Source organism: Undibacterium sp. TJN25, from assembly GCF_049339885.1.
Lineage (GTDB): Bacteria > Pseudomonadota > Gammaproteobacteria > Burkholderiales > Burkholderiaceae_D > Undibacterium.
On the sequence record NZ_JBMPPM010000006.1, the window covers coordinates 11,229 to 36,780 of the forward strand.

The 25,552-nt window shown below is 53.9% G+C and carries 16 protein-coding genes; 7 read left to right on the plus strand and 9 right to left on the minus strand.

Annotated elements, in window-relative coordinates; translation table 11 throughout:
* Positions 1–510: 510 nt before the first annotated feature.
* The gene (locus tag ACO0LO_RS15675) at positions 511–1,581 is read right to left on the minus strand and encodes a toxin-antitoxin system YwqK family antitoxin (RefSeq protein WP_422965180.1); all 1,071 of its coding nucleotides are present in this window, start codon (positions 1,579–1,581) and stop codon (positions 511–513) included.
* 167 nt (positions 1,582–1,748) lie between these two features.
* Here ACO0LO_RS15675 and ACO0LO_RS15680 point away from each other — a divergent pair, with 167 nt between their 5' ends.
* Positions 1,749–1,988: a helix-turn-helix domain-containing protein gene (locus ACO0LO_RS15680; protein ID WP_422965181.1), complete on the plus strand. Its 240-nt coding sequence runs from the start codon at positions 1,749–1,751 to the stop codon at positions 1,986–1,988.
* A gap of 99 nt (positions 1,989–2,087) precedes the next feature.
* Here ACO0LO_RS15680 and ACO0LO_RS15685 read toward each other — a convergent pair whose 3' ends face one another.
* The 5 genes from ACO0LO_RS15685 to ACO0LO_RS15705 form a co-directional block, all read right to left on the minus strand.
* The gene (locus ACO0LO_RS15685) at positions 2,088–3,014 is read right to left on the minus strand and encodes a hydrolase or metal-binding protein (protein WP_422965182.1); all 927 of its coding nucleotides are present in this window, start codon (positions 3,012–3,014) and stop codon (positions 2,088–2,090) included.
* Positions 3,015–3,181: 167 nt separating this feature from the next.
* A complete protein-coding gene (locus tag ACO0LO_RS15690) occupies positions 3,182–4,189 on the minus strand; it encodes a YqaJ viral recombinase family protein (protein WP_422965183.1) in 1,008 nt (335 codons plus the stop codon).
* A 267-nt stretch (positions 4,190–4,456) separates the two neighbouring features.
* A complete protein-coding gene (locus ACO0LO_RS15695) occupies positions 4,457–5,146 on the minus strand; it encodes a DUF932 domain-containing protein (RefSeq protein WP_422965184.1) in 690 nt (229 codons plus the stop codon).
* Between the two features lie 305 nt (positions 5,147–5,451).
* The gene (locus tag ACO0LO_RS15700) at positions 5,452–5,790 is read right to left on the minus strand and encodes a hypothetical protein (protein ID WP_422965185.1); all 339 of its coding nucleotides are present in this window, start codon (positions 5,788–5,790) and stop codon (positions 5,452–5,454) included.
* On the minus strand, positions 5,787–6,149 hold the full coding sequence (locus ACO0LO_RS15705) for a hypothetical protein (RefSeq protein ID WP_422965186.1): 363 nt from the start codon (positions 6,147–6,149) through the stop codon (positions 5,787–5,789). The genes ACO0LO_RS15700 and ACO0LO_RS15705 overlap by 4 nt, the downstream gene beginning before the upstream one ends.
* Before the next feature lie 426 nt (positions 6,150–6,575).
* Between ACO0LO_RS15705 and ACO0LO_RS15710 the strand changes: the two genes are divergently transcribed.
* The 6 genes from ACO0LO_RS15710 to ACO0LO_RS15735 all read left to right on the plus strand — a co-directional run bounded on the left by ACO0LO_RS15710 (position 6,576) and on the right by ACO0LO_RS15735 (position 19,857).
* Positions 6,576–8,468, plus strand: a complete 1,893-nt coding sequence (locus ACO0LO_RS15710; RefSeq protein WP_422965187.1) for a hypothetical protein — start codon at positions 6,576–6,578, stop codon at positions 8,466–8,468.
* Complete coding sequence (locus ACO0LO_RS15715) at positions 8,465–10,000, plus strand: hypothetical protein (RefSeq protein WP_422965188.1); 1,536 nt, start codon at positions 8,465–8,467, stop codon at positions 9,998–10,000. The genes ACO0LO_RS15710 and ACO0LO_RS15715 overlap by 4 nt, the downstream gene beginning before the upstream one ends.
* Entirely contained in the window at positions 9,994–15,405 is a 5,412-nt protein-coding gene (locus tag ACO0LO_RS15720) for an FtsK/SpoIIIE domain-containing protein (RefSeq protein ID WP_422965189.1), read from the plus strand. Before ACO0LO_RS15715 ends, ACO0LO_RS15720 begins: the two co-directional genes overlap by 7 nt.
* A 21-nt stretch (positions 15,406–15,426) precedes the next feature.
* Positions 15,427–17,022, plus strand: coding sequence for a DEAD/DEAH box helicase (locus ACO0LO_RS15725; RefSeq protein WP_422965190.1), 1,596 nt, complete (start codon positions 15,427–15,429; stop codon positions 17,020–17,022).
* A 9-nt stretch (positions 17,023–17,031) separates the two neighbouring features.
* On the plus strand, positions 17,032–18,804 hold the full coding sequence (locus ACO0LO_RS15730) for an ATP-binding protein (protein WP_422965191.1): 1,773 nt from the start codon (positions 17,032–17,034) through the stop codon (positions 18,802–18,804).
* A gap of 93 nt (positions 18,805–18,897) precedes the next feature.
* Positions 18,898–19,857, plus strand: a complete 960-nt coding sequence (locus ACO0LO_RS15735) for a hypothetical protein (protein WP_422965192.1) — start codon at positions 18,898–18,900, stop codon at positions 19,855–19,857.
* Between the two features lie 330 nt (positions 19,858–20,187).
* On the opposite strand, the gene ACO0LO_RS15740 is transcribed toward ACO0LO_RS15735, so the two are convergent.
* Genes ACO0LO_RS15740 through ACO0LO_RS15750 form a run of 3 tightly spaced genes read right to left on the minus strand, consistent with a single transcriptional unit; the run spans position 20,188 to position 25,280 of the window.
* On the minus strand, positions 20,188–21,027 hold the full coding sequence (locus ACO0LO_RS15740) for a phosphoadenosine phosphosulfate reductase family protein (protein ID WP_422965193.1): 840 nt from the start codon (positions 21,025–21,027) through the stop codon (positions 20,188–20,190).
* Positions 21,020–24,358, minus strand: coding sequence for an ATP-binding protein (locus ACO0LO_RS15745; RefSeq protein WP_422965194.1), 3,339 nt, complete (start codon positions 24,356–24,358; stop codon positions 21,020–21,022). The genes ACO0LO_RS15740 and ACO0LO_RS15745 overlap by 8 nt, the downstream gene beginning before the upstream one ends.
* On the minus strand, positions 24,351–25,280 hold the full coding sequence (locus ACO0LO_RS15750) for a DUF4007 family protein (RefSeq protein ID WP_422965195.1): 930 nt from the start codon (positions 25,278–25,280) through the stop codon (positions 24,351–24,353). The genes ACO0LO_RS15745 and ACO0LO_RS15750 overlap by 8 nt, the downstream gene beginning before the upstream one ends.
* Positions 25,281–25,552: the final 272 nt, after the last annotated feature.

Consider the following 25,552-nt stretch of genomic DNA (forward strand, 5'->3'; position numbering starts at 1 on the left):
CCGATTTCGCGGACGAGTGCTGACCCGTCGGTCGCCTTACGAAGTTTTTCAAACCGCTTGGCGAAGCCACTTAGAGTGACTTTAAGTCATCATTCACCAGTCTTGTCAGATGCTGTCTCTCTCTGCTAGGCAGTACTGGCGGTCTAGAGATATATAGTACAGTCGCAAACTGTTTCATTTGTCGAAATTCGCAAAAACTTTGCTTCAGAAACTTCAACATCAGCCTATATTTTTGACGGTGTCGGCCTGCCAAATGCATTTTGGCTATCGAACATCCAGGTCCCGGGGCGGTTGGACTTCAGTGGTACGATCCGAGGCCGATAAACGAGCGAAATATTCCGGTGTTCTGGTACACCGAAAAATTCAATGTCGCACGTCCTACACTTCGCTACTCTTAGAGTTGGCCTCTCACCGACCAGTGCCGGCACGGCAAATTTCTTACCGGTTGCGGATACGCTATTACCCCTGTCTAAACGGATACAGCGAGGTCAAGGACATTGTCTTTGCACCTTATTTGTTGCAGCTTCGCTTCCATTCCTGTATTACGTCATCGTTAATTGGCGCGTCAAGGCCGTTTTCTTTATGAAATATCTCGATCTTGGCGTCGAGACATTTTTCGCGAGAGGCATTACTATTGGCGGTAGAGATCTGTTGTCCGCCGGCGACCCCACCTGGAACCTCGACACCTTCCTTATAGTTTTTTTCTTGCTCAAGCTTGCCGTCATAAAACTGTCGGTAAATTCCATCCAGCTTCCCGTCTTTGTAGTTTTCCTCCTTGTACAGGAAAAGCTTTCCAGTAGAACTGGTAACGTAATTTTTGTGGACGCCGTCGTACAGTCCGTCTTTGAAGTGGTATTCGTCATACGCAAAGCTCAAGTTTCCCGTCGTTTGAATTCCCGATGCTTTTCCGTCTTTCCAGATTAGATCGGTTATCAATTTCTGACCCGTAGAATCAAATTGCTTCTGAAAGCCATTTGCTTTTCCATCGATCCAATTCAGGTCAATTAAAAGCACCGATCCATCATCGCTCCAGCGCTTTTCCTTACCGCTTTTCACACCATTCACGACCTCGATTTGGCCTATCAACTTATTATTGGCCGGATTGAAAATTTCTTCAACACCAGTTTCTATTCCATTCTTCCATTCGATTTTCTGTTGGAGATTGCCGGTTTTTGGATCTAATATTTTTTGTGTTCCATTCTTAACGGGGGCCTCCGTCATCGCTATCCCCATGAGACCTGATTTGATTCTATCTACGTCGACTTTGACTTCTACCTCTCCTTTATCTTGGAGGTACGCTAAAAAATAGGCGACTTCAATTTCCCGTTGCTTGCCGTTGTAAGTAACGGTGTAACTCCCACTGCAGCCACATTGCTTCAGCTCGTCGTTTCGAGAGGAGGTCTTAATGTTGGTCAACGCTGGAGATCCGGATATGGCGGCGCTGATTTCGCTATACCACGTAGCAGCATTTAAATGTGATTGAATTATTTCAATGGCTGTATCTTTATTTTTGCTGTCATTGCAGTCGACCTTGCTTCCGCATGCTTGCAGCAGAAACGAAATCAAGCAAATGGCCGTCATTGATAAGACTTGCCGATAACATATATTAATTATCATAATTGCATCTTTCTTATTTATTGGTTAAACCAGATTGATTCGGTTTATTTCTATAAGGAAATTACTAGTATATCAAAATAGCTACTTAAACTCTGTAGACCTAAAGTCATCATAAAAGCAATCTCCGGTTTGTGCAAACCAGAGACATTCAAAAAATTAAAAGTGAACTTGCCCGGGTCAGATTTGGCGGGAGGCTTCGGTATGCGCGTGAGGAACTAGCGTTATCCCAAGAACGATTAGCTGAAATGGCTGGTTTGCACAGGACTTATATCGGCCAAGTCGAGAGAGGCGAGCGAAATATTTCGATCGACAACATGGAAAAACTAGCGACCGCAGTCAACATGCAACTTTGGGAAATGTTGCGTCCGTGATCTCATGGAATTCTAAAATATAGGGGTGGCATGTGTGCTAGCGGCCACCCAAATACGTATTCGCTGAATATCCTGTCGGCTGCACCAATACGAGAGCTGCTATTCAGATTTCGTGAACTGTTGAAGAACCAATTTTTGTTGAAGTTTTCCCTTGAGTCCACTTTCAACTGTTGCTCGGTCTTCTCTGATTTCTGGTTCGCTTGCGCCACTGGTTTCATCAATTTCAGAATCGGGGAACAATTCCTCAGCAATCGCAGAAACATCTTCCTCGCTCTCCTCAAACGCCCCATTCCCCAATCCCGCCCGACAAACCGCATCCAGCGCCGCCTGGTCATAGCCTCCTGCCTTGCGTCGCTCATTCGTCTGCCTGGCCTCCGCAATCGCCCCCTCCAGCGTCATCCCGTCCCGAATGGTCAAATCCACGTAATAGATCGCCGTCCGATAGCTCATCATCGTGCTCTTGCCCCGGAGTCGCAGTTCCAGCGGCAGGCAAGCGAGCAAATTCCCCGACACCGCCTGGTAATAACTCAGCCGCGCTGCCAGCGTACGAATGCTGTTGAACCCCGTCGTCCTAAAAATAAACGTCCCCAGTTCATCCTCCTCTCCGATCTGGACGTTCAGGCGTCCAAAGGGCTTGCAACCGGATTTCGCCAATTCGCAACCATCCGGCGAAGGGCAGAGCAGGGTTTGCATACCGGTCTCCGTGCGGCGCCGGCAGGTCTCGCCGTCCCCCACACAAACCGGCCGCCCGCTCTGCCGATCAAACAAACTGTATTCCGCCCGCAGGTTCAGGTCCGGTTCGTTGAGCAGCAAACGCACCGGGATAGCCCGCAATTTGCTGTCCGTCGTTCTCTGGCGCAGCTCCTCATCCAGCGGATGATTTACCCAGGCATCCCAGGTTTGCACCTGGGATGTAATCGTGAACTGATCGTCTTTCTCGGGAATGCGCTTTCCCTTTTTCTCGACCACCCGGCCGATCGAAATGCGGCCCAAGATGGGCGGTGTAATAGCTAAGCCTTTGATCATCTCGTGCTCCTTGAAGTAATGAATCTGTTATGGAGGTAGTTATTGTGAAAATGTCGGTTGCAGCGCCCATGCACGTCGAAGACAGCGGAGATTTCTCTGTTGGGTACTAGTGATGGCGGGGTACCAAGGGGGATGTGAATCGTAAGTAGGCGGGTGCCACCGCTGACTCACACCGTGACCAGGAAACGCCGGCTCCCCGGCTTGGTCAACGGATACCGCGCCGCCAGGTCGGGCTGTTCCAGCAGCAGCCTGTCAAGATCGATACCGCTGCTGTCCTTCGATCGCTTCCAACTGACGCTGCCGGTCTCAAACAGGGCTTTTGTTGCATCCCGCATGCGCTGCTGGATCCTCTGCTTGAGCTCCGCCTCGATCTGTTCGCGCGCCGCAATTTCTTCCCGGACAGTCACCAGGTCGGCAAAGGCCGCCGAAAGGTTCCGGTCCTGGCTAAAATCCAGGATATTGCCGTTGTCTTGCGGGTACAGGCTGCGCAAGGCAATATCAGCTGACTCACTGCCGTCAGCCGGCGGCGCCGTGTCGGTTTCGACGTACTGCCAGAACTGGCGTTCCAGCTCGATCAGTCTGGCGATCAAGGCCTCGTCCCTGTGAATGCGATAGACCCGGATCTCCTGGCCGCAGACTAGCAAGCAGACATCCGCAGTATGCTTGCCGGTGACCGCCAGTTGATGCTGTACTTGGCACTCGACATATTCCGGCACCCCATCCCGCCACAGCCTGGCGCCGAACTCTCCTGCAGTCTTGCATTCCAGGATCTGCACATCCAGGGTGCCGACGACTTCCCGGTCGATATTGGCCAGCATCCAAGCCTTGTCCGGATCTGGATGCTGCAGCACGGCATTGATCTTGCGGACCCGGTTCCCGGTACGGCGGGTGTAATGCGCTGCGACGATCGGTTCCAATAAGGTCCCCCAGTACATCGGACTGGCTTCGTCGTTCGGGTCCACCTTGGGCAGGTTGCCGCCCCGGCCGGTCTTGATCATCCACAGTTCCAGCTGGGACTGGTAGGGGTTCAGTCCCACCGCGGCGCCGGCGTCACTGCTGCCGATGCCGCCTTTGCGCACGGTCAGCCAGTCGTCCCGGCTCAACTCACGCGTCTTGATCAGTTTCAGCGCAGGACGGGGTCCTTTGACTGTGCGGCTTCTTTCAGTGATACCCATGTTGGGCTCCTCAATAGAAATAAAGAATAGAAATACGGAATAGAAAAACGTGAAATGGAAATAAGGAACAAGAGACAAATAAGAAATTGGAAGTAATAAATGCAAAATAAAAAGCAAAAAGACCCGGCGAGCGAACTCGACCGGGCCAGGATGGCAGGCGTTATCAACTTCGTGTCCCTAGGACACCCAAAGGCACTCGTTATTTTGAGAAAACATGGAGATGTGCTGCTGGCTCTGAATGAGACACCTGGCTCGCTGGCAGGACAGTCAGTTCGCCATCAGCAGGGCCTGGTCCAGCGCCTTTTGTTTCAGGTTGGCGCCTTGGCCGAACCAGGCCGATTCCAGCCTATGGTCAGCACTCTTCGCGCGGCGTTCATGGTCGACATACTGGGTGATCGCATTCAATAGGCCGAATGCGGTACTCTTGGACGACACTAGTTCCGCTCCCTTGCCCTGGCCGTCGTATAGCTCCTGGACTTTCTTGATTGCCCGTTCATTGGTGAGACCGGTGGCCGTCGTGGCAGGATCGGTAAAGACGCGCAGGAAATAGTTCATTGCTTCGTGTGACTTCACCCGGCGTTCAGACAAGGTCTTCATGCGGTACATGAAACCTTCCAGCACGCCGGCGGTTTCCAGTTCGAAGCCCGAGATTTCGGTCAGGTCGCGGTAAAACTCCAGGATTTCACGCGGTTGCACGACCTGGTAGCGTTGGCTTACCACCGACAAGGGGGCGTTGGTATCTGAGCGGAACAGCACTTTTTGCTCTGGAAAGCTCATGACGGCGCCCAAGCCGCCGGCACTTTCGGTGATGAAGCGGACTGGGGTTTCCTTGATCTCAAATGAGATGCCGGACTGCTGAGCCCAGACTTCGATGGATTGCTTGGCGCTAAGACGATTGCCCAGGCAGTGCCAGGGCGTGGCATCGACATAGGCCATGGTTTCGACGAGGTGAGACATGATAAGACTCCTTGAAGGGGATGCGCACGACGACGCCCGCTGATCGAAATCAGCGGCGCGTCGCCATGGCATCGGGATTTATGGATGGCAGATTGGCCGAAGGGGAATAAAACTGAGTAAAACGAAGATGTTCTGCTGCTATTGCATTGCCAATGCCAATGCCAATGCCAAGGACGATGGAGATCTAAAGCAATTCAGGTGCCAGAGGTTAGGTCGATTGGCTAAGTTGTACTAATTTGGATAGGGTGGATGATGCGGAGGGGGACGAAGAGCTGGAAAATAAGGCAGCTTGGATTGAACCGAGATCAGGTGCGTTTTGGACCACCGCTGAAACTATAGTCGCAGGAACGACAGTGGTAGTTGTCCAGTACATTGTCATCGACTACCTCGCCGAGAGCGGCGCCTACTGCACACCCCGTGGCGCCACCCACCAGTGCACCGAGGATGGCGCCACTGATGCTGCCTAGTAGTGCACCTACTGGGCCGATCAACATGCCAGCCGCTGCGCCGGCCTCGGCACCACTGAGAGCTCTAGCGGCACCCGCAGCGGTACCTGCCACAGTGCCGACGGCACCGCCTGCTTTCTTACCGTAATTCCTGGTTTCTATTTGCTCGGAGTCGCATTGAGGGCAATGGAGTTTCATTGGCTGACTCCTGTGTTTCCCTTGACGGGTTTGCCGAGCAATTGGCGTAGTTTCCGCACCCTGAAAAATACCAGGAAAAAGAAGGCGATCAGGGACAGACACGCCGTATCGATGTCGACTCCCACATCGCCGCCGCCGGCGATCAGGCAATAGCCGAATAACGAGATGCCGAAATAAATGCTGTTCTTCAGGTAGCTGCGCGATCCGGGGCGAGCGATCGCCTTAGCCAGAAAGGGACGGGTCTTTAGGGGTTCGTTGAGATCGTCGACGGATTTTGCAGTGAGGACGAGATAGAACATCATGCTGGTGAATGTGGCGACGACGGCGTCGAACATGGTGAAGAAGGTATTTTGGACCATGGGATTCCTTGTAAATAGTAGGTAAATTGGGATGAAGACCGGATGATGATGAATACTGCAAGGCTTCAGTAAAGTCATATAGGTCTGAAATATTTTTGATTAGTCGGTTGACGGAACAAAGGAATTTTCTTCACCTACTAGCTTCTAGCTTATTTTTCGCGAAGAATTGTCACCGAGTTGCGAACAAATAAAACGGTCCGCCTAGTCTGTCTATAAGCGATAATGGCAAGAAATATTGTCAATATGAATTGCACCAAAAGAAATATTGGCGGAAAATATTAAAAAAATAACCTAGGGCTAGGTAGATAATTTGCCTTTCAGCGACAATATCCAGAGGTAATTTAAGTTTGCTACTAGAGCTCGTGCCAGACGCCATGCTCAGTCATTCGTAATTGGATAGACAACGATTTAAGTGGGAGCGAGCAATTGACAGAACAAAATACCATTGCCAACGAGCAAGGCGCGCCGCCATCGAGCGCGTGGGTGCGCTTCCTGCGCACATACGGGCCGACGCCGAACAACTTGACAATGTTCGACGAATACGTGGCTGGTGCCGTCGGACGGGCAAAGGTACAGCCCATCGCGCTCAGCACGCCAATGCTTGAACCGATGAAAGTGCACGTGGCCTCGGGTAAGCCCGGTTCGATGCTGATCGCTGGTACGGCTGGCGATGGGAAGACTTACCACTGCCGAGCGCTTTGGACATCTATGGGGGGCGATCCACGAGAATGGGCTGCGAAGGGCAATGTCAAGGAACATCGCCTGGTCGATGGTCGTCTGGCCGTCTTCATCAAAGACCTTAGTGAGTTTAACGGCGAGGAGAGCGACGCCCCGTTGGCCCGTCTTGAAAAGTCGGTGCTTGGTGGCGACGATACCGAGATCGTCATCTTGGCAGCCAACCACGGGCAGGTGCTCGACAGGCTTCGCGACTTGGGTCGTAGGCAAGGGCGCAACCACCCCTTGCGCAAGCCATTGCAAGAGTTTTTTTTGCAGGCGGGCCAAGAGCCCGAGCGTTTAGCCGTGTTCGACCTAAGCCGCAGTGTGGGCCGGATGGCCTTAGAGGAGGTGGTCGCGGCCGTAGCCAAGCATGCCGAATGGAATAACTGCGCCAGATGTTCATTGAAATCCGGCGGCAAGATCTGTCCAATCTATGAGAATCGCGAGCGCCTGCTCGGCACGGGCGATGGTGCTCAACTGGGACGCCGCCTGGGCGATTTGGTGGAGATCGCTAGGCTCAACGGGCAGCATTTGCCAGTCCGAGACTTGCTTGCATTGTGTGCAAACATGATTTTGGGGCACCGCGACGCCAAAGACGGCTTGATGTCATGCGCCGAGGTCGCAGGGATTCAAGAGCAAGGAGCCGTGGATCGCGCAAGCGTCTATGGCAACGCGTGCGGAGCCAACCTGCCCAAGCGGCGGCTTGCCGACCGTCCGGTGTTTAAGGCGATGGCAGCCTTTGGCGTGGGTGATGAGACCACCAATGGGGCCGATGGCTTGTTGGTCTACGGCAAGGACGACGTGAAGCTCGCGCCAACGTTCGCCCGCTTGATCGGCAGCGATTCGGTCTACGGAGCTACGCCGAGGCTGCTTAGTGCCCAGGACAAGTATCTTGAAGGTGAAGAAGCTGCCCGTATCGACGGCGGGGCCGCTGGCTTCATGGAGTTGCTGCAGGAGCAGCGCCGCAGGCTCTTCTTTACCTTGCCGCTAGGCGAGGATGGCTATCCATTCTGGGCCATGACGGTGTTCCGCTTCGCGGGTGAATATTTGGAGATGCGCGCGGCGCTTCAGGACAAGAAGGCGGTTGCGGAGACTGTGCGTGGCCGACTTGTGCGGGGCCTTAATCGCGTAATGACAGGCCTGCTGATCGACAACGTGGATCGCATCTTCGTCGCTAGCTCAGGAGGCTTCACCCAATCGCGCGTCAGCGTGCTGTGCGATACCGAGGCACCATCGCGGCGCGTCAACGGTGTTGGCATGGCTATCAAGATCGACGCAAAGACTGGTCGCCCTTTGTTGGACGTATCGCTAGCCCAAGGCGCTGGCAATTCCGTGGCATTCGATCTTACGCCTGTGCGGTTTGAGTTCCTATCGCGTGTCGCCGAAGGCGCGCTGCCTGGCAGTTTTTCCAACGAGTGCTTGGAGGATATGCTTGCGTTCAAGGCCAAATTGCTGCGCAAGGCCGAACTCATTAGAGGCAGGAGCCATCACGACGACGAGGAGGCGGGAGCTGATAGCGGCTCGTTGACGCTCAACTTTATCGACATTGAACAAGGTGGCCACGGGTTCTCTCGGCCTATCACCGTGAGGATTTCGGAATGAGGCAACGCATTGAAATTGAACGGGTCGATTTCGCCGTCGATGAGCACATTTGGGGGCACCGCCTGTATGACGAGCAGCTGCCGCACTTGGTGGTGCTGGAATTTCTCGGCGTGTTGGGGGCAAACCTTGACAGTCCGCTGACCGCCACGCCCAGCGACAAGGTGCGATACCGTCCCCAGCATCAAATTCGCCTTCGCGGCCTGCTTTTCAATAATCCTTTTGTCGAAGCGATCCGCGAGCGGTCCATCACCGACGACGAGAAGTGGCGCGAGTGGAGTGCCTTGTTTGCACAAGACGCGACCAAGCTTGGCGACGAGGACATGGGGTACCTGCGCAAGGCGTTTTCCAGCTTCGATGATTTTGCCAAGGCCGTCGAGCTGCTGCGCTCTTCGGCGTTCGAGGCTCGCAGCAACAAGCGTTGGAGCTCCAAATTCGTCTTTCCTTTTGGTCCCGACGCGATGTTCGAAGACTTGCGAATCGATTCGGGCGGGGCGAGCAACGACCGCCGGTTTTTCGCCCGCACTGGCGAGTTACTCTATTTGATGCTTAGTCGCGCGGCTCGTGGGCCGGAGCTCGGCGAGCAGCTCTCGCAGCGCCTCTTCAACCGGGCGGCGCCGATGAATCGACTTGTGCGGGCGTTGCAGGGCGAACCCCAGTTGGCCTCGAATTCGCGCGACGTGGGCTACCTGCCTCACGCGTCCAACCCGCGCTTTGATCAGCTCTGCGAGGACTGGTTGGCGATCCTTGCTAAGGACATGCCGATCTATGATGCGTTGGAGCACTTGATCACCTCGGCGGGGTTGAACCTTCTGCTGTATTTCCTCGAGCAGGCCAAGGCCCAAGCGGGCGACGCCGACCCCGCGGAGTTCGTCTGCGAAATCGTCTCCAAGGAGCGGACTAAGGTTCGAGCGCTATCGGGCGACAGCTACCAGCTCAATCAAGGCCTTTCTCTCAAAGCGGTCCGGGCTTCAATCGAGCAAGCGCGCATGCTGCCCGAGTGGGAGGCCGCGTCCAAATTGGACTACCCCGATGCCGAGCGGGCTAGCATCATGCGCGAGCTTTTCCAGTGGCCGTCGAGCGATTCGGACGAAGAGGCAGACTACACGCGCATGTCCGGCGACAAGCTGATCGAGACGTTGGTGGATATGGCGCTCTCGCGTCATGAGCAACACGTCGGGAAGATTCACGCATCGTGGTCGCGGGCCATTGGACTCAGTTCGCGGCGTCTTGCCCGGCGCACGCGATACGCCCCCAACGACCGGCTCATCAAGACGTTGGTGGTAGCCATCGTCGATGACCGCATGCAGTTCGATGAGTTCCTGGCCGAAGCCAAAAAGCGCTACGGAATCGTCATTGGCGACGCGGAAGGCTCACGCCTTGTCGCCGACAAGAAGGTTGACCAGGAGGTGCTCAGTGAGAACCGAGCCAATCTCGAAGCGCGGCTGGTTGGGCTCGGGCTGGTGCGTCGGCTCTCCGACTCGTGCTCGTTCGTGGAAAACCCATTTGGACTCAAGGGAGAAGAGAATTGCTGACCGATCGGATCATTGGGCGCGTCGGCGCCGACATCCTGGCTAAGCGCATTAATGACGCTCGTCAGGCCGACGGCTCGGTGCAGGATTCGGCGGCGCTGTTCCGCCTCGACAAGCTGTCATCCTCACAAGTTGCGTCGGTCGCGCGCGCGGTCCTGGCTAACCACGACTTGACCGCCTCTGTCGATCTCATGATCCCCGAGGCTTTGGTAGAGGGCCAGGGCTTGCCGCCCGAGGCGCTGATCCAGCATAACGCAGGCTTCGTGCGCAACAATGCCCAGACGAGCAAGGAGGCGATCCTCACCGCCAACGGCAATGAGCACAATCTGGCTGATACGCTGGGTCACGTCACCGCGTTGGGCGCCAAAGAGCTGCGCGCCGACGAGGAAGCTTGGGTCGATGCAACTTGCCACGTCGCGGGCATGACGCCGGTTCCCGAAGACCGCCAGGTGTTTCGCTCGGCCCTCAAAGGCTTGATCTCGGCCAGCGACCTATCGCTTGTGCAGCTCGGCGACTTCTGTGCCCACATCACCGAGGCGATGTCGTCGGCTCGTGGCTTGCCAATTCGCGATGCCATCGGCTGGTCTCTGCCGAAGGTCGGTCTGCCAAGAGATACGTCGTTTTTCGCTAACGCGAGAACTTATGGCACGTCATACAAGCCGTGGAAAAAGGCATTTGAGAAGCTATTCACCCACCGCGCGCCGCTTCTGTTGCGCCTGCGACCAAATGGCCAGCCACTCGATCCAGATGAGATGCGCCAACGCCTGGCGGACAACGCCGCCGACATTTCCGACGCCGCGCGCGTGACCCTGGAGGCATTCATCAACGCTCCGATAGGTGACAGCCAGCCAGCCGCCGAAGTGGCCGAACTCGAATGGGAAACCGATGGCGTATGCCACATTTTCGACAAGCCAAAGGAGAAGCTGCAGGGCTTGGCCGAGCACACGTTGAAGTTTTTCGAGCACGACTGCGAAGACGCCGAAGCACTCGACGAGAAGTGGAAGCGCCACCTTGAAGATCTCAAAGCACGTGAGAAGCGCTCCGAATGGAACGATGATGACAAGGTGTTCTTCGAGCTGCACCGGCGCCACATTGAGCAGTCGCGGCAGCTCCATGCACGTTGGGAGAAGGCGATCTTCGGCAAGGCTATCGAGTGCAATGACTTTCTCGACGGTTTCGCGGGCGTAGCCCACCACCTCTTGGCCGGATCTGGCGACACGACAGGGGAACGTTTCCTGCGCTTCACCGTCAACAAGGGACGTAAGGAGTGGCGCGAGCGCTTCAACTACGATGTGGGATCCTATTTCTCCGCGATGTATCGCGGGTTGAAAGAGCTGATGGGCTCGAGGGTGGATTGGAAGGTCGAGCGCATGGGTACCGGCAACCTGCCTGATCCTCTCTTCGACTACGAGAAGTTCTTTGCGAAGGAAAAAGAGCTTCGCGGAGCAACGCTCAAACCTGTTTCATCGCTAGCCCGGAACGCGGTCCAGATCAAATTCGACGTGGCGCTCGTGCAGCGAGTGGGCGACCGCGAGACGGCTATCGACAAAACGCAACTCGTGTGGAGCTACCGTCCCGAGTCCATCGGGCTGGCGATGGTATCCGATATGCGCCGCCTGCTAGAAAAGGGCGCGGTAGGTTGTACCGAGGTTCCACGCCGATTGGTTAGCAAGAAGGGTGGCGTGCAAAGCGTCTCGTTGCTTGACACGGGAACGCTTGAAGCCACGTTCTCGCGCGATGCCGGCTCGCTGGTTCCGCCGGCAAACAAACTGCGTAGCTTGCGGGCCGAGATCAAAGACCGTATCAAGGAGCTCGCGGCCGAGGGGCGGTTGACTAAGGAGCAGCGCGACGAGCTGCGTACAGCTTGGGATGTCTTCGAGACTGACTATCTCTTGGCCATGAAGGGCTTTGTCGATACGGGTCTGCAAGGCGAGGCTGTCATGCGCCAAGCGGAGTCGTTCGCGGCGCTGCTCAATGCGTTGATGATTCACGCTCGAGGAGATGTGTGCCGTGCGAAGCTAATGGCCGAGGTGCTCTCGATTGGCACGGCCCGCGTATCCGGCGAGCAGCCGTCGCTCATCATTCCTCCTTGGCACCCGGAGCGCATGAAGGCGCTTGCGGTGAAGATCCGTCGCGTAGCGGGTTTGGCGACCCATTTGCTCACCAACGATAGCGTGTTGTTTGGGCATCGCGACATCTTCTTCCGGGAGTTTTCCGAGGAGCTCGCTCATCCGTTCTATCCCGAGATCGCGGTCTTGCAGCGCGGCAGCGAGCCGTTGCTCGTCTCCGAAAGCAGTACTGTCAACGGATATAGCCTTTTTGAACGGCCAGTCCGTGGTGAAGAGGATTCGATGACCGATGTCGATCCAACTGTTGCCGCCAAGCAAGCGCGCGAGCTTTTGGAGCGCTACATAGGCCTGCAGCCCCACGAGGCGGCCAATCTCAGTGTGCTGCTCTACAACGCAGATGCGGCTGAGCTTCCGTTGGCCACCGTGCGCGAGCTCGCCGGCCTGCAAACGGAGGATGACTTCCAATGCAATGTGTCAGTTAGGCACAGTGATCCAGCCAAGCTGCGCCGGGTCTATGCAGAGTTGGTCAACAAGGCCGGCGACGATTCTGACATGCCGGTGGTCAGCGAGACCTCGGACAACTTCATCTCCAAGCTGCGCATTGCAGTGACTCCGGCGTCGGCGACGCCAGGGCAGGACGAAGGCGGATTCAAGCCCTTTGACGTGGCGTTCCTGCACGATGTGGTGTCGCGCACGGCGGTCGAGGAATGGCTCCCCGTGGACTGGACCAACGATCGGCCCAGCCTCGAGCATGCCCCCTCGCGCTGGTCCTACCGCAGTGTCTCGGGAGAGAACGAGCTCAAATCAACCACGTTCCTGACCTGCCCGTGGCAGACTGCCTCGGGCTGGGCTTATATCGGCGCAGTAGCCGCTGTGCATCGCCAGACGGATGCGCCTGTGGGAGCCCGCTATCTGCCCGCGCGGCGGATCTCCTTGCAACACGAGGCTCTGGCTTCGACTATGAACGACGCCCACGCGTTGGCCGAGTGGGTCGCCACCTATGATGAGCTGCTCGACAAGCGTCAATTGCAGCATAATGGCATCACGGTCGTGCGATACCGGCGGGCGTCCACCAACGGGCGCAACATGATAGTGAGCTCGACTTCCGAGCTGCGCCTCCTGGGCGTGCTGATCCGTCGGCGCCTTGGGGAGCTAAGTCTGTCACTTGGCGGCGATGAGCTCGACACGGTCGCCGCGAGGATGAAGAAGGATGCTCTGTCGGTCTCAGGCGACATCGTCCTGCGTGCCGCCAAGCGCGGCGTCTCCGCCGGTGAAATGCTCGGGCTTGTCCTCAGCCGCCACTTGGTCGTCGAGGAGTTCGCTGCCCAGGCCGCTGTCGGCCGGTCGTTCAGCGTGTTTTTCTTGCTAGACGACTATGCCGATTGGCTGGCGCAGCGCGAAAGCCGGATCGCCGACATCCTGGCCCTTTGTGTCGAAGAGGTCGATGACAGGATTCGGTTGCGCATCTCTGTGGTCGAGTCCAAATATGTTTCCGCCGATGGTGCTGCCGAGGCACGGCGTTCGTCTAAGGCGCAACTCATGGCGACACTGACTACGTTCCGTGCCGCATTGTTTGGCGACCCCGGCCGCCTTGACCGCGATGTTTGGCTCTCACGCTTGGCCGACTTGCTGATCGATGCTGAAATTCCGCCTGGCCTCTCAGGATTGTTGGAGCGGGCGCGGGCGAAGCTGCGCGAAGGCGACGTGGACATTGCGCTACGTGGTTACTCGCATGTTTTTATCCATTCCGTTGAGGCGGGCCAGTCTCAATCGGCATCCGAGCAAATCGAGATCGACAACACAGACGACGTTCAGGCCTGGCAGGAGATCTTTGACCGACCGGAGCTGCGCAAACTCGTGGAAGCCTACGCGGCTGGAGTCGGTGCCACCGATGCGAGGGCCTTGCTGGGTGGCGCGGAGCCGTGGAAGTCGGTCGAGTTCAACCGCCCCGCCGCGCGCGTTGCTTGGCACGCGATGATGGAACAGCTTGTGCAGCAGCCGGAGCCGGCGCAAGAAGCTATGGAGTCGGTTGACCCTGTTCAACCGACTCCAGCGAGCCAGCCGATGGCGACTCGTTTGGACGTCACACCTTCAACGTTGTTCGCCCACGTCGAGGCTGTTGCTCCCGCTTCGGTTGTGGCGGCAGTGGGGCCACACTTGTCGGCTTTGATTGCTGCCAAGCAGGCTGGATTGACCGTGGCGGACGATGAACGCGAAGCGTGGGCAATGGAGACCACCAAGAAGCTAAAAACGGCCTTGAATAGCTATGGCTTACAGGCTGCGGTATTGGGTACACGCATGACGCCCAATGGTTGCTTGGTGCGCTTGGCTGGCTCGGACCGCCTTAGGATCGAGGATATCGAGGCCAAGCGCACCCAACTGCTCACCACTCATGCAATCAATTTGGTGACCGTGCAGCCTAAGCCCGGCGAGATTGTGGTGACGATTGCGGGCATCAAACGACATGCGGTTTCGTTGTGGGACTTGTGGGGTAAGCGGCAGCTAAATCGCAACGTGGCTGGCATCAACACATCATTCGTCCTAGGGCTTCAAGAGATCAATGGCTCATTGCTCTATTTGAATTTTGGAGGCGAGTTTGGTGGGTTATCGTCGCATGAACCGCATTCGCTAGTGGCTGGAGCCACAGGTAGCGGTAAATCGGTTCTGATCCAGGCGATTCTTCTGGACATCGCTGCGACCAATCCGAAGGAACTTGCCCAAATTGTCCTCATCGATCCGAAGATGGGCGTGGACTATGCTGCGTTAGAGGACTTGCCGCATATGCGTGAGGCCATCATCACGACCAAGGAGCGCTCAACCGAAGTGTTGGCGACCCTTGTCGAAGAGATGGAAAATCGATACAGGACGTTCGCTCAAGCCCGCGCGCGGGACTTGGCTACGTTCAACTCCAAGGCTTCTTCGGATGCACGCTTGCCAATGGTTTTCCTGATTCATGACGAGTTTGCGGATTGGATGCTCGATGATGGTTACAAGGGGGCTGTGAGCGCGGCTGTTCAACGACTCGGAGTGAAGGCTCGTGCGGCAGGCATTCACTTAATCTTCGCGGCACAACGGCCAGACAAGGACGTCATGCCAATGCAGTTGCGAGAGAACTTGGGCAACCGTCTGATTTTGAAGGTGGCTAGTGAGGCAACCTCAAAGATTGCATTGGATCGACCTGGTGCTGAGTTGCTTCTAGGTAAAGGGCATTTGGCTGCAAAGCTGAACGGAGAACAAGGACTGATTTTTGCTCAGGCCCCGTTTTTGACAGATGATGACATTTCCCTTGTCGTTAGCGCAATCGCACACGACGACAATGACGTAAGCAGCGGATCATGATCACAGAAATGAGAGGTTCAATTGTCTGAGAAATTAAAGGAACATCTGACTAGACAGGGCGTTGCAAAGCTACAGCCGCTGCTTGGGAATCAGATTGTCGATCTGCTGATTCACGTTGGTCAAGAAGCCTTAGCGCCACAGGTATTGGCCGAATTAATTATCATGTCAATGGGGCCAGCATCGATCTTGAAGGATGACGTGACGAGACAAATGCTTCTCGATCACTTGCATGATGACGATGTCCGTAACTTGTGTAATATTCTTAGCATTCCTAGCGACATCCCAAGGACGTCACTAAATGGTGTAAATTTTCAGCGACCTACCGCGGCATTAAAATTATTCGAATGGTATGGAGTTGCATATCCAGAAGATGGCGGTCAAAGAGACGAATTGTCGCGCAATATTTCTTCTCAAGAGAAACTGGGCTTCTTTCAGAAGCCGGCCTATCGTCAGTTGCGACGAGTTCTTGAAAATGAGGGAAGCAAAGTCCTGGTCCACATGCCTTTTGGCGCAGGAAAGTTGCGAGCAGTAATCACGGCTGTCTTGGAAGCTTTTCGATCAGATTCTGAAGACAAAACGGTTCTTTGGCTGGCGTCCGACACCTGTCTGTGCGAGGAAGCTTTTCGGGAAATTGAGACAGTATGGAACCAGTTTGGCTTGCGAGACGTCACTGCATATAGGCTGTACGGAGGAAGAAAAATTTCTCCGCTCGACTCGGTAAGTAATGCGTTAGTCGTTGCTGATATAAAGAGTCTTGAAGGTGCTTTCATGACGTGGGCCCGCAACGGAGTAAACGTTGATGAGTCGCTTGCAAGTTTTGGCAGGCGCTTGAGATGCCTTGTTCTTGCCGACGCTGAACATATAGTACTTCCAGAGATCAAACGCATCATTAGTAAAATGAGCTCAGCGGGAGGGAAGTTCAATATCGTCGGTATATCTGCGACGCCAGGCCCTGCTACTGAAGCAAATACGCCGATAAAGGTTACTTTCGATGCTTTCAATGGTGTTGTTGTAGAAATTGATGACATTGATCCACTATCCGCACTCCGTCTAAGTTGCGGAATAGATCCGATCAACCTTTTTCGAGTTCCATCGCCGATAAAGGAATTGAGCGACGTAGATGACCCAATTTCGCTTCCAGAAGTTGTTGCCAATTACTTAGCTTCAAATGTTGATCGCAACAAATTTTTACTAGATAAATTATTAGACATTTCCAAAGAGGAAGATAGAATTGTATTTTATGCAACAACTGCCCTGCAGGCACGCATGTTCGCAGGGTTACTTGGGCTTAAGGGCACGCCCGCCGCAGCAGTGACCGGTGAAATGCCACCAGAACGACGTATTCAGGAGATGGCTAGATTTGAAGGCGATCATCAGAAACAAGTCCTTTGCATTCACGGAGCGCTCGTCTCTTCTTCGAGCGTGCAAGGTATAACTGCCGTAGTAATTGCACTACCGACGACCTCAGGAGCACTTTTACATGAAATGGTTGGGCGCCTTGTTACTTTTCGCGGAATCCCGCAAAAGCCCCTCAAAGTTTACGCTGTCCAGGATCCTGTACCCGGATATCTCCGTCTTGTTGAAAATCTCGATCGTTGGGATCGGATGCGCCCATAGGAGTTCAATATGTCATTTCCAGTAATACCTCAGAATCTGTCAATTTCAGCAATGCGTAGCTCCGGGTATCGTGATACAGCGCACGCCCTGGCGGAGCTTATCGATAATTCGGTTCAGTCTGGGCTCGAGTCAACTAATGAGGTAACGCAGGTGGAAGTTATCTGCGTTGAAGAGGCTAAATCATCGTCTAAGCGCCCCTCTATAGCCAAGATAGCCGTGCTCGACAACGCTGGTGGCATGTCCGTCGAGACGCTGAGAAAAGCGCTTCAATTTGGTAACGGTTCAAGGCTGGATCGTAAGAACCAATCAGGAATCGGTAAATTTGGCATGGGCCTGCCAAACTCATCCATATCGCAGGGTGAGCGCGTAGAAGTGTGGAGCTGGCAGAATGGTCAAGTCATTTATTCCTATCTTGATGTTGATGAAATTCGTAGAGGCGAGCTAATAGAGGTTCCGGAGCCGACATCAACTACTATTCCTTCAAAGTGGCTACGCCTCTTCATGAATGGGATATCGAAGAGCGGGACCTTAGTTGTTTGGAGTAAATTAGATCGAATAACGTGGAAGCAGAGTACGACGCTACTGCGTCACGTCGAATTTATTTCTGGGCGAATTTATCGTAGATTCATCAACAGCAAACGTGTTCAAATCAGACTTTCGGCATATGACAATGTAGAAACAGAGCCCGTTTCTCGTTGGGAAAGCTTCGTTCGGCCAAATGATCCAATGTACCTTATGACGGGTACTAATTCGCCATCTCCATACGACCAAAAGCAGGCCTTTGAACCTTTCGAAGCCACTGTAAGAATTTCCGTCGGATTTCGTGAGAATGTGCATGACGTGCTCGTGCGAGCTTCAATTTGCAAGCCGGAGGTGCGTGCTAGCGGGGGAGGCGCGCCGATAGGAAAACATGCCAAGCGTAATCAAGGCGTTTCATTGTTGCGCGCGGATCGAGAGCTTGAGCTAAGTAAGTCGTTTGAGGTTGTCGATCATCGGGAGCGTTGGTGGGGAATTGAAGTGGAGTTTCCACCCGCACTTGATGAAATATTTGGTGTTACTAACAACAAGCAGGCAGCGACTGGATTTCTACGAATGATCTTGTCAGATGATGCCGATGCTGAAAATATGTCGGTTGTCGACTATAAGCGACAATTGGAGCAAGAAGGTGACCCACGATTGCCTATGTACGCAATCAGTGAAGAAATAGAAAAACTACTCAAATCACTGCGTCGAGCGGTTGCAAAGATGCGAGAAGGGGACACAATCGCGAGCCGTGTTGAAACGCTAGCTTCTACAATCGAGAAAATTGCGACTGAGTCGGTCAAAAAGCGACGTGAGCGAATCGGCAATACGGGATTGAGTGACAAGCAAGAGGATGAACCGGAAGAGGCACGTACCGAAAAGCTAACCGCTGACATAGTTGATGATGGTGTCGAAACAAAAGAAGCGCGCAATATAGCTGTCGATTACGTAAAGAGGCATACTAAATTTCGAATTCGACATGCGGATTTACCTACATCGGCTATGTTCGACGTAGCGGCTTCGGGTGGCGTTATCGTATTGACGTTCAATACTCGTCACGAAATTCATTCTAAGGTTTTTTCGGAGTTCAGTAAGACAGACGATATCAACCCGCTTGCTAGAGAAGTATTGTCCATGATGATTGCTTGGGCGCGATTAGAAGATGAGGCCGGCAGTCCGCGGATTAGGTCGAACTTAGAAGAGGTACGCGAGAGCTGGGGGCGTATGGCCAAGGATTTCTTTGAAGCGGAAGAGGGCTAATCCGTGGGCGGGCGTGAGGCCATCAGAGGATTTGCCATTCAGACTCTAATTTGTCTGTTGGATGCTTTGGAGGCAGACTCTAATTGGATCGCTGTGACCATTGAGCCGGACTCGGATAATGACAAGGTCGACCTTCTCTGGGAGTATGAGGGGCGAAAAACGGCTGTTCAAGTCAAGTCTTCAAAGAATCCAATTGGTCGCGCAGACGTAAAAAAGTGGTGCGCAGATCTAAGAGCAGAAAAAGGCGCGGACCATTATGAACTGCGACTCGCAGGTCTGGTTTCTGCAGGAGCATTGAGCGGCAATGATTTGGAGGGAGTATCGGTTCCGACACCCACGTCAGTCGTAGTGCAGGATTTGATGGAACAGGCAATTACCAAGTTGGATCGATATTTGATCAACTCAGGGATCGACACTGTTCCACTGCCTGTTCGGGCGTCGTTAGTTGATATTTGCGCAGCAAAATTGATTACTGGATCGGTAAGTGGGAGTCGCGTGGAACGCAAGGGCTTCGATGGATGGTTATTACATTGGATAACAACCGCCTATCCTGAAGCATTGACCGTTCGACTTTCCGCCAACTGCGAGGTGCTTTGGGGCAGTGTAGACTTTCTTTCTCCGATACTTGGAGAAAGAGCGTTTCAATTAGCTACGCCATTGACAGTGTATAACTCCGGTCGTGGCGTGGCGATTGTAGAATGGATCATTATCCATGTTCGCACGGCCACTACGCGAATGCTTTACAAAGCATGTAACTTTCGTCAAGACGGAAAGATCCGACCATTTTCGGATTTTGCAGTGGGGCCTGGACAGGTTCTGGAAAAGGATGTTTTGTACTCGCCCGTGAGCAAGAGTGGATTCGAAATCGGCGCTTGGCCGCTAGGCAATTGTGAGCTTGAGTTATTTGTTAAGTTCGGTAACGACGAGACGCCTAGAACGATCAAGAAAGCGACTATGACAATTGCTGGAACCCATATGGCTCTGTTGAATCGTGAAGACGGCGCGATGACGTTCAGTATTTCTACTCTCGACACTTATTTGAATTCGTTCTAAATAGGCGTATGTGTAATAGCCTATAAACGTAGTGATGGAAATGATGGCGCTCTGCGTTTTCAGTACGCCGAATGCGACGCAGCAGCGTGAGGTGATTACCCGCAGTTCGTCACGCTTGCCGAGGACTCAAGCTGAAGAAATCGAAATGGTGGGGGAAGGAGCGCCGCAGATTACTTCACATTTAGCGGCTCCATGTTTCATTTCCTGGAAGCGTTGGCAGTTGCGCTCCGCGAAATCTGTAAAATAAAAACAACATTTTCTGGAGGAGTTCGATGGGTTCGTCGCCATTGTGTGTACGATTTTCTGAAACTTGGTTACGGTTGCGGTGATTTACTTATGGCAAACCACACATGCGCCATTGCCTTCGTCGTCACCATAGATGTCGTCAATGTCCTCAAGAGTTTCGATGGGGCGCAAAGGATTGATCGGACGGTTGGCTAGATCTCTTTGCTTACGGCGTTCAAAGTCAGTGAGGATTTGAATTACGCGGGCGGGTTTTTCTAATTCATTCAGCGGCTCTCCTTGGGTCCAGGTAAATGGGGAACCATGTTCTAACGCGTTCTTCTCGTATTGCTTGGCCTCCTCGAAGGCATCAGGATGGCGTTCTTTGAGTCGCACCCATTCAATTTTTTGCTGGAAAAAGCAAAACGTGCAACCGCTGCGTGAGCGCCAGTCATAATATTTTGGGACGCCGACGCCGGACGATTCTAATATATCCATCACCCCCTTCTTGTCGATTCCACCCTCGCGGAAAGGAAGGCGAACTTTCAAGTTCTCATGCTTTGATGTATAGCCTTCTCGATATTCCTCGTCGGCGCGGATTGCGACATAAGTTGTGACTGTATCCCCTGCGGCCAGCATAGGTCGAATCCATTGTTCGAATGGTGCAAGCTTCAACTGTCTGGTGCACCAGCGTGTTTGAGCCGATGGCAGAAAGTGTTTGTATTCGCGCAGCCAGAAATCGAAGTCGCGACGCGGGTTTAGCCTAGCAATTGGCTTGCCAAGAAAACCTTCAAGACGGCCTAGGAACTCATATACCTCGGGCAGTTCTTTTCCAGTGTCGGTGAAAAAATATTCAACGTCGAGCTCAGGGTAGTTTTGGCGTACGAAAACGGCCAAGGCCGCGCTGTCTTTTCCACCAGATATTCCTAGAACATGCTTTTCAGCCATGGGACTTCTCCATTTTTGCGTCGTCTTCAAGAGTCAAGCGCATTCCCGCTTTCGCCAGGGCAGCGAGCAATATTTCGGTACTGTGGCCTTCAGCCAATAGGGTCGTGGCCAATTTTTCGGCCATCGACTCGACAGCGTCGCGATGTCGATCGGGGATGGAAAACGAACGAGAGATGGTGCGGGTTTGAGCACCGGCACCGATGACAACGGCGAATGCTTCGCTTGTCGGCTTGCGGCCTTTGACCGATACAAAGGCTTCGGCTTGCCGGAATCGAAGGGCAGCTTGTGCGATATCCAAAAGAGCGTGGTCAATATCACGATCGTTCCAGTCGCGCGGAGGTTTATTTGCAGCAAGGCTCAGAATTCCTTCGATGCTTTCCTTGCTTCCGTTATGTTTTGCTAATCGCGCTGCGAAAGCATCTTGGCGGAGGTCGCCAGCCACTCCATTCAAAACTTCTGCGCGAGCGCGCAAACGATCTAACCTATCGGCGGGAGCATCGAGGGCCTCAAGCATTGAAGTCTCGATGCGTGCAAGCAAGTTGTCATAGGCCCGTGCGATCTCGATGATAGGGCTTCGAAGGGACTCGACATAGGATCTACCTCCTTTGTTTTCAAGAAGTGCAGCCAGGTCGATGAACAAAACCTTATGAGGATCGCTGGCTTTGAGCAACGTGTCGCGAACGTCCCGAGCGATGTCGCTGATAGTATGGGTACGTTGGCTCCATGCCGGCAAGCCAAAGACCAAAGCCACGAGGCCGCGCGCGGCTTCCAACGGGTCGCGAGTATTGGCAGAAGCTCCTACTTCGGTAAGAATGTCGGAGATGCCTGAAAGGATGCTTGCCTTTTCTTGGTCGATCAAAATCCAGCGCATAGAAAAGCGCGAGGAATCTTGAAGGTATTCGTCAATGTCCGCATCGGTTACGCGTGGAATAAACATGCCATCCTTATACAGGGCAAGATTGCCTTTATGGGCAAGCAGGAACGCTGTAAAGATCACCGGCATGACGCCTCTGCGGACCCCATAAGGAGGTGTTGCCCAAAGGTCATGTATTTCAGAGACCTTCACCCTGGTGTTCGAATCGACGAAGAGCTTGCGTGTCACATTCCAAAGAGGGGAAAAAGTCGATGCGTGCTGATCATCTGGAGGCAAGAGGCGCCACGTTCCATCGGAGTCCTGCCGATGCAAGCCCGTGGTTCGAAGCAACGTCTCGTAGAGGCCTCGTTCGGCAGGATATCCCGCAATGCCGAGATTTTCTTCCTCTTCATGGTCGAGCATGCAGTAGAGTAGGTCGCGGCGAGCTTTGACACTGTTGCTTGAAGGGCTATCACGGTTCAACAACTCGCTCCATAGTTCGGGAGCGGAAGGGTAGACGGTATCGGCCAGGTTCGACGCAATAGGAGATAGACGCCCGCTGGTATCGATCTCATCCTCGCCAGCAATCCATCGCGCATTAGTCACTGCTTCGCGAAGCTGTTCTTCCAAATGCGCGCGAACCGACGAAATTCGAGCTTGGACCTCCCGGCGTGCGACGGGATCGCCATTGAGTTCGTGGCGCGACTGGACAATTTGGAGCGCGAGGAGCTCAGAGCCAAGGTCTTCGATCTTCGCATGATTGCGTGGTATTCCAATGACTACAGGCCATGGCTGCATTCTTGAATGTTCGTGGCATTTGCGGACCACAGCCTTGTTGTTTGTATTTGATCCGGGCAACGCTAGAAGAAATAGGCCGAATTCGCCGTTATGGGGCTTGAACTTGGTGGCGGTACGTTGGACGTCGTCCAAACGGCAAAGCGCCATGTTCATCCACCGCATTGTGCCTGTTTCGTGATAGTGCCTTTTTGCGATGACAGGGTAGAGGTTGGTTAGGCTCTCAAGCAGGGAGAAGTCGACACCAGACATGCCAGCCTGAGCTTGCGAAATGGCATTGTCAATATCGAAATCGCTGCCCTCAAAGACGGACCATGCTCCGATGTGTTTTTTGAATAGGATGACTCGCCAATTGGACAGCTGCTCCAGGGCAGTTTCGACCTGATCAAGCGTGTGACCATAGAACAGTGATTTAAGAACTTTTGATTCTGCCGCAAGCCCAGATCCATTGCGGAAAAGATCGATCACTGCAATGTTTTTGATGAGCTCGACATGCAGTGCATCGGTAGTTTTTGCTTCGGCGCGCTCGACGGCCTCCACAGCCTGAGCCCAGCGGTGGCCATCCGGGGAGGATAGGATGGCTGGTTCCAAGTTGGCGCGCAGGTAGTCCCAATAATCGTTAGGGCGATACCAGGATGATTGAAGTTGTAGTGTGGATTCTAAATAGGAACGAAATCCAGACGGCTCAACCGAAGCCAAAAAACCGAATGTGCTACGCTCATTTTGTCCAAATTGGCGTTTGGAGATCGGGCCTAGCAGAGCTGCCATGGCCGGATGCAGTGGCCAGCAGGCGTACAGACTTTTGGAGAAGCTATCGCCCACAGCAGGGCGTCGCGCGCGGATGGAGTCCGCGATCTCAATGGATGCAGGCATCATCCAGGTGGCAGTGACTTCAGCATGGATGGCGCGTCCAATCAACTCGACAACCTCGTCGCTCGCAGCGACTAAGGGAATGTCGGAGTATCGACCTTGCACTTTGACCCAGTCGTCGCGAGTCCCGATGCCAAGCCGGGCGGCATATTGGCTGAATGATTGGTGAAGGATGCCAATGACGACAACCTTTCCTGAGGTCCGAGCCGCAGCTTCTGCAAGCTCCTGGAAGAAATAAACGTCGTCGCCCACACCTAGTGCGGAGGCTTCGAGGAACTTGCCCATCTCATCGATGATGATCAGGACGCCGTCACTCTTCTTGGACTCGGCAGCTTCGCAGATGTCGGAAATTAGAGTCGAAGGATTTGTTTTTCGTCCGTCATGGCTAAACCCCTGCGCGTGACGTAAACCTTTGGCGAGCTCGGATACGACGCTTACTCTTTTGCCAACGATGGGGATGGTCAACCAACCCTTGCGGCAGGGTAAGGCTTGATCAAATGACGGGATACCTTCCAGCTTCAGTACATCGCGAGCTTTTGCGCGTAAATGTTTGTCCGAACCAAGAGCGCTCGCGAACGCCACCGCCAGCGACGACTTGCCGCCACCGAAGGGACCGGTCCAAGTGAATGCGCGCTGATTGCTCTCCAGCAGTTGCTTGCTCATGCTGCTTAAAACTGCCGTCGCTGTTCCATGGCAGATGTAGCCATCCAAGGCGTCGGGACGGCCAAGATCGATATCGATGCGTATTGACCGTTGATAATGCCGTGAGACGTGGACGATGTCCGCGAGTTTGGTGTTTTTTGGGTTAGGCATAGGCCTTCTCGATCATGCGTTCGCTGAGGTTTTTAGTCTTGTTGATGTTGCGATGAACTTGCCTCAGGCCTGCCGTGTCGGTCCAAGAAAGCGCGCCGCGAGTGAGGTCCTCAAGCGCAAGAAGACGCTCGGCGATCGAGTCTTCATCGAGTTTGAATACGCGTCCGGGCGATCCTTCGCCGAAAGCGATGGCTTCAAAGGCGAGTGAGCTTAGTCCCGGCGCAGCCGATTCCCAAAAATCCAAAAGCGCGTAAGTGAACATTCCGTCGTGCAGCGTGGCCTTCGGACCTCGACGGAAGGCGAAGTGGCCTTTGCGCTCCTCAAAGATCAGTCCCAATTCGCCAAGCATGGGTTCGGCGTAATCCTCGGGGGAGCTGCCTGCGGACCGTGGAGCATAGCCGCGAAGGCACGTTTCGATATCGCGCGACAGGGTCGCCGGAGAGAGCTTGCGATTGGGATCCAAGCTTCGTGCATATTCGGCCAATGGAGCTTCGAGGTCCTCACGCGAGAATGTCGGAGTGGTGACATGGTTGAAGATCCACTTCCATGTGGTCGCCCGGTTACCTTTTCCCGCGAGCCACCAATGCGCATACCAAGCCGTGGTGGGGTTCTCTGAGTAGGGATCCAAGCCGCCGTCTTTCAAGATGGCGTTGGCGGTATCGGTGACTTTGTAGGCACTACTCGGCGCATCTTCCTCTGTCATCACGTTGCACGCCAATGCCCAATGTCGGATCGAGGCGACCATGTTTTTGCCGACGCCGAACTCAGCGATCGCATTGTCGTCGGTGAATGTTGATTTTAGGATGACGCCATCTGATTTCGCTTGGTCAAAGGCTTTTTTTAGCCACATTTGACGGAGTGGAAATGTCTCGTGTCCTGAAAAGTGCGCCTGAACGCCTTCCGATATAGTGTTCTTTTTCATGTAATCAATTATAACTGGAGACTTTCACCAGTGGGAAATTTCCCCTGCTCCAACGTAGTAAATTAACTGGAGAGTGTCCCCAGTAGGCATGTTGCCACTATGTTCAGATTGATGTGCAGACGTCTGCACGGATATTATGGTTGCCGTTGTTTTAATAGCACTCTTCAGCGATTGCAATGGGCAGAAATGCCAAGGTAAAGTAATCTCGGGAAATGCTGTGTAAATATACAGTATTACTTTAATTCCGCGCAATTAGTGAAATATCACTAAAT

What these genes read in the sequence shown, in the direction of transcription:
- ACO0LO_RS15690 (WP_422965183.1), bottom strand. Translation starts at nt 4,189, where the DNA reads ATGGGTATCACTGAAAGAAGCCGCACAGTCAAAGGACCCCGTCCTGCG.
- ACO0LO_RS15715 (WP_422965188.1), top strand. Translation starts at nt 8,465, where the DNA reads ATGAGGCAACGCATTGAAATTGAACGGGTCGATTTCGCCGTCGATGAG.
- ACO0LO_RS15675 (WP_422965180.1), bottom strand. Translation starts at nt 1,581, where the DNA reads ATGACGGCCATTTGCTTGATTTCGTTTCTGCTGCAAGCATGCGGAAGC.
- ACO0LO_RS15700 (WP_422965185.1), bottom strand. Translation starts at nt 5,790, where the DNA reads ATGAAACTCCATTGCCCTCAATGCGACTCCGAGCAAATAGAAACCAGG.
- ACO0LO_RS15740 (WP_422965193.1), bottom strand. Translation starts at nt 21,027, where the DNA reads ATGGCTGAAAAGCATGTTCTAGGAATATCTGGTGGAAAAGACAGCGCG.
- ACO0LO_RS15705 (WP_422965186.1), bottom strand. Translation starts at nt 6,149, where the DNA reads ATGGTCCAAAATACCTTCTTCACCATGTTCGACGCCGTCGTCGCCACA.
- ACO0LO_RS15685 (WP_422965182.1), bottom strand. Translation starts at nt 3,014, where the DNA reads ATGATCAAAGGCTTAGCTATTACACCGCCCATCTTGGGCCGCATTTCG.
- ACO0LO_RS15745 (WP_422965194.1), bottom strand. Translation starts at nt 24,358, where the DNA reads ATGCCTAACCCAAAAAACACCAAACTCGCGGACATCGTCCACGTCTCA.
- ACO0LO_RS15730 (WP_422965191.1), top strand. Translation starts at nt 17,032, where the DNA reads ATGTCATTTCCAGTAATACCTCAGAATCTGTCAATTTCAGCAATGCGT.
- ACO0LO_RS15695 (WP_422965184.1), bottom strand. Translation starts at nt 5,146, where the DNA reads ATGTCTCACCTCGTCGAAACCATGGCCTATGTCGATGCCACGCCCTGG.
- ACO0LO_RS15750 (WP_422965195.1), bottom strand. Translation starts at nt 25,280, where the DNA reads ATGAAAAAGAACACTATATCGGAAGGCGTTCAGGCGCACTTTTCAGGA.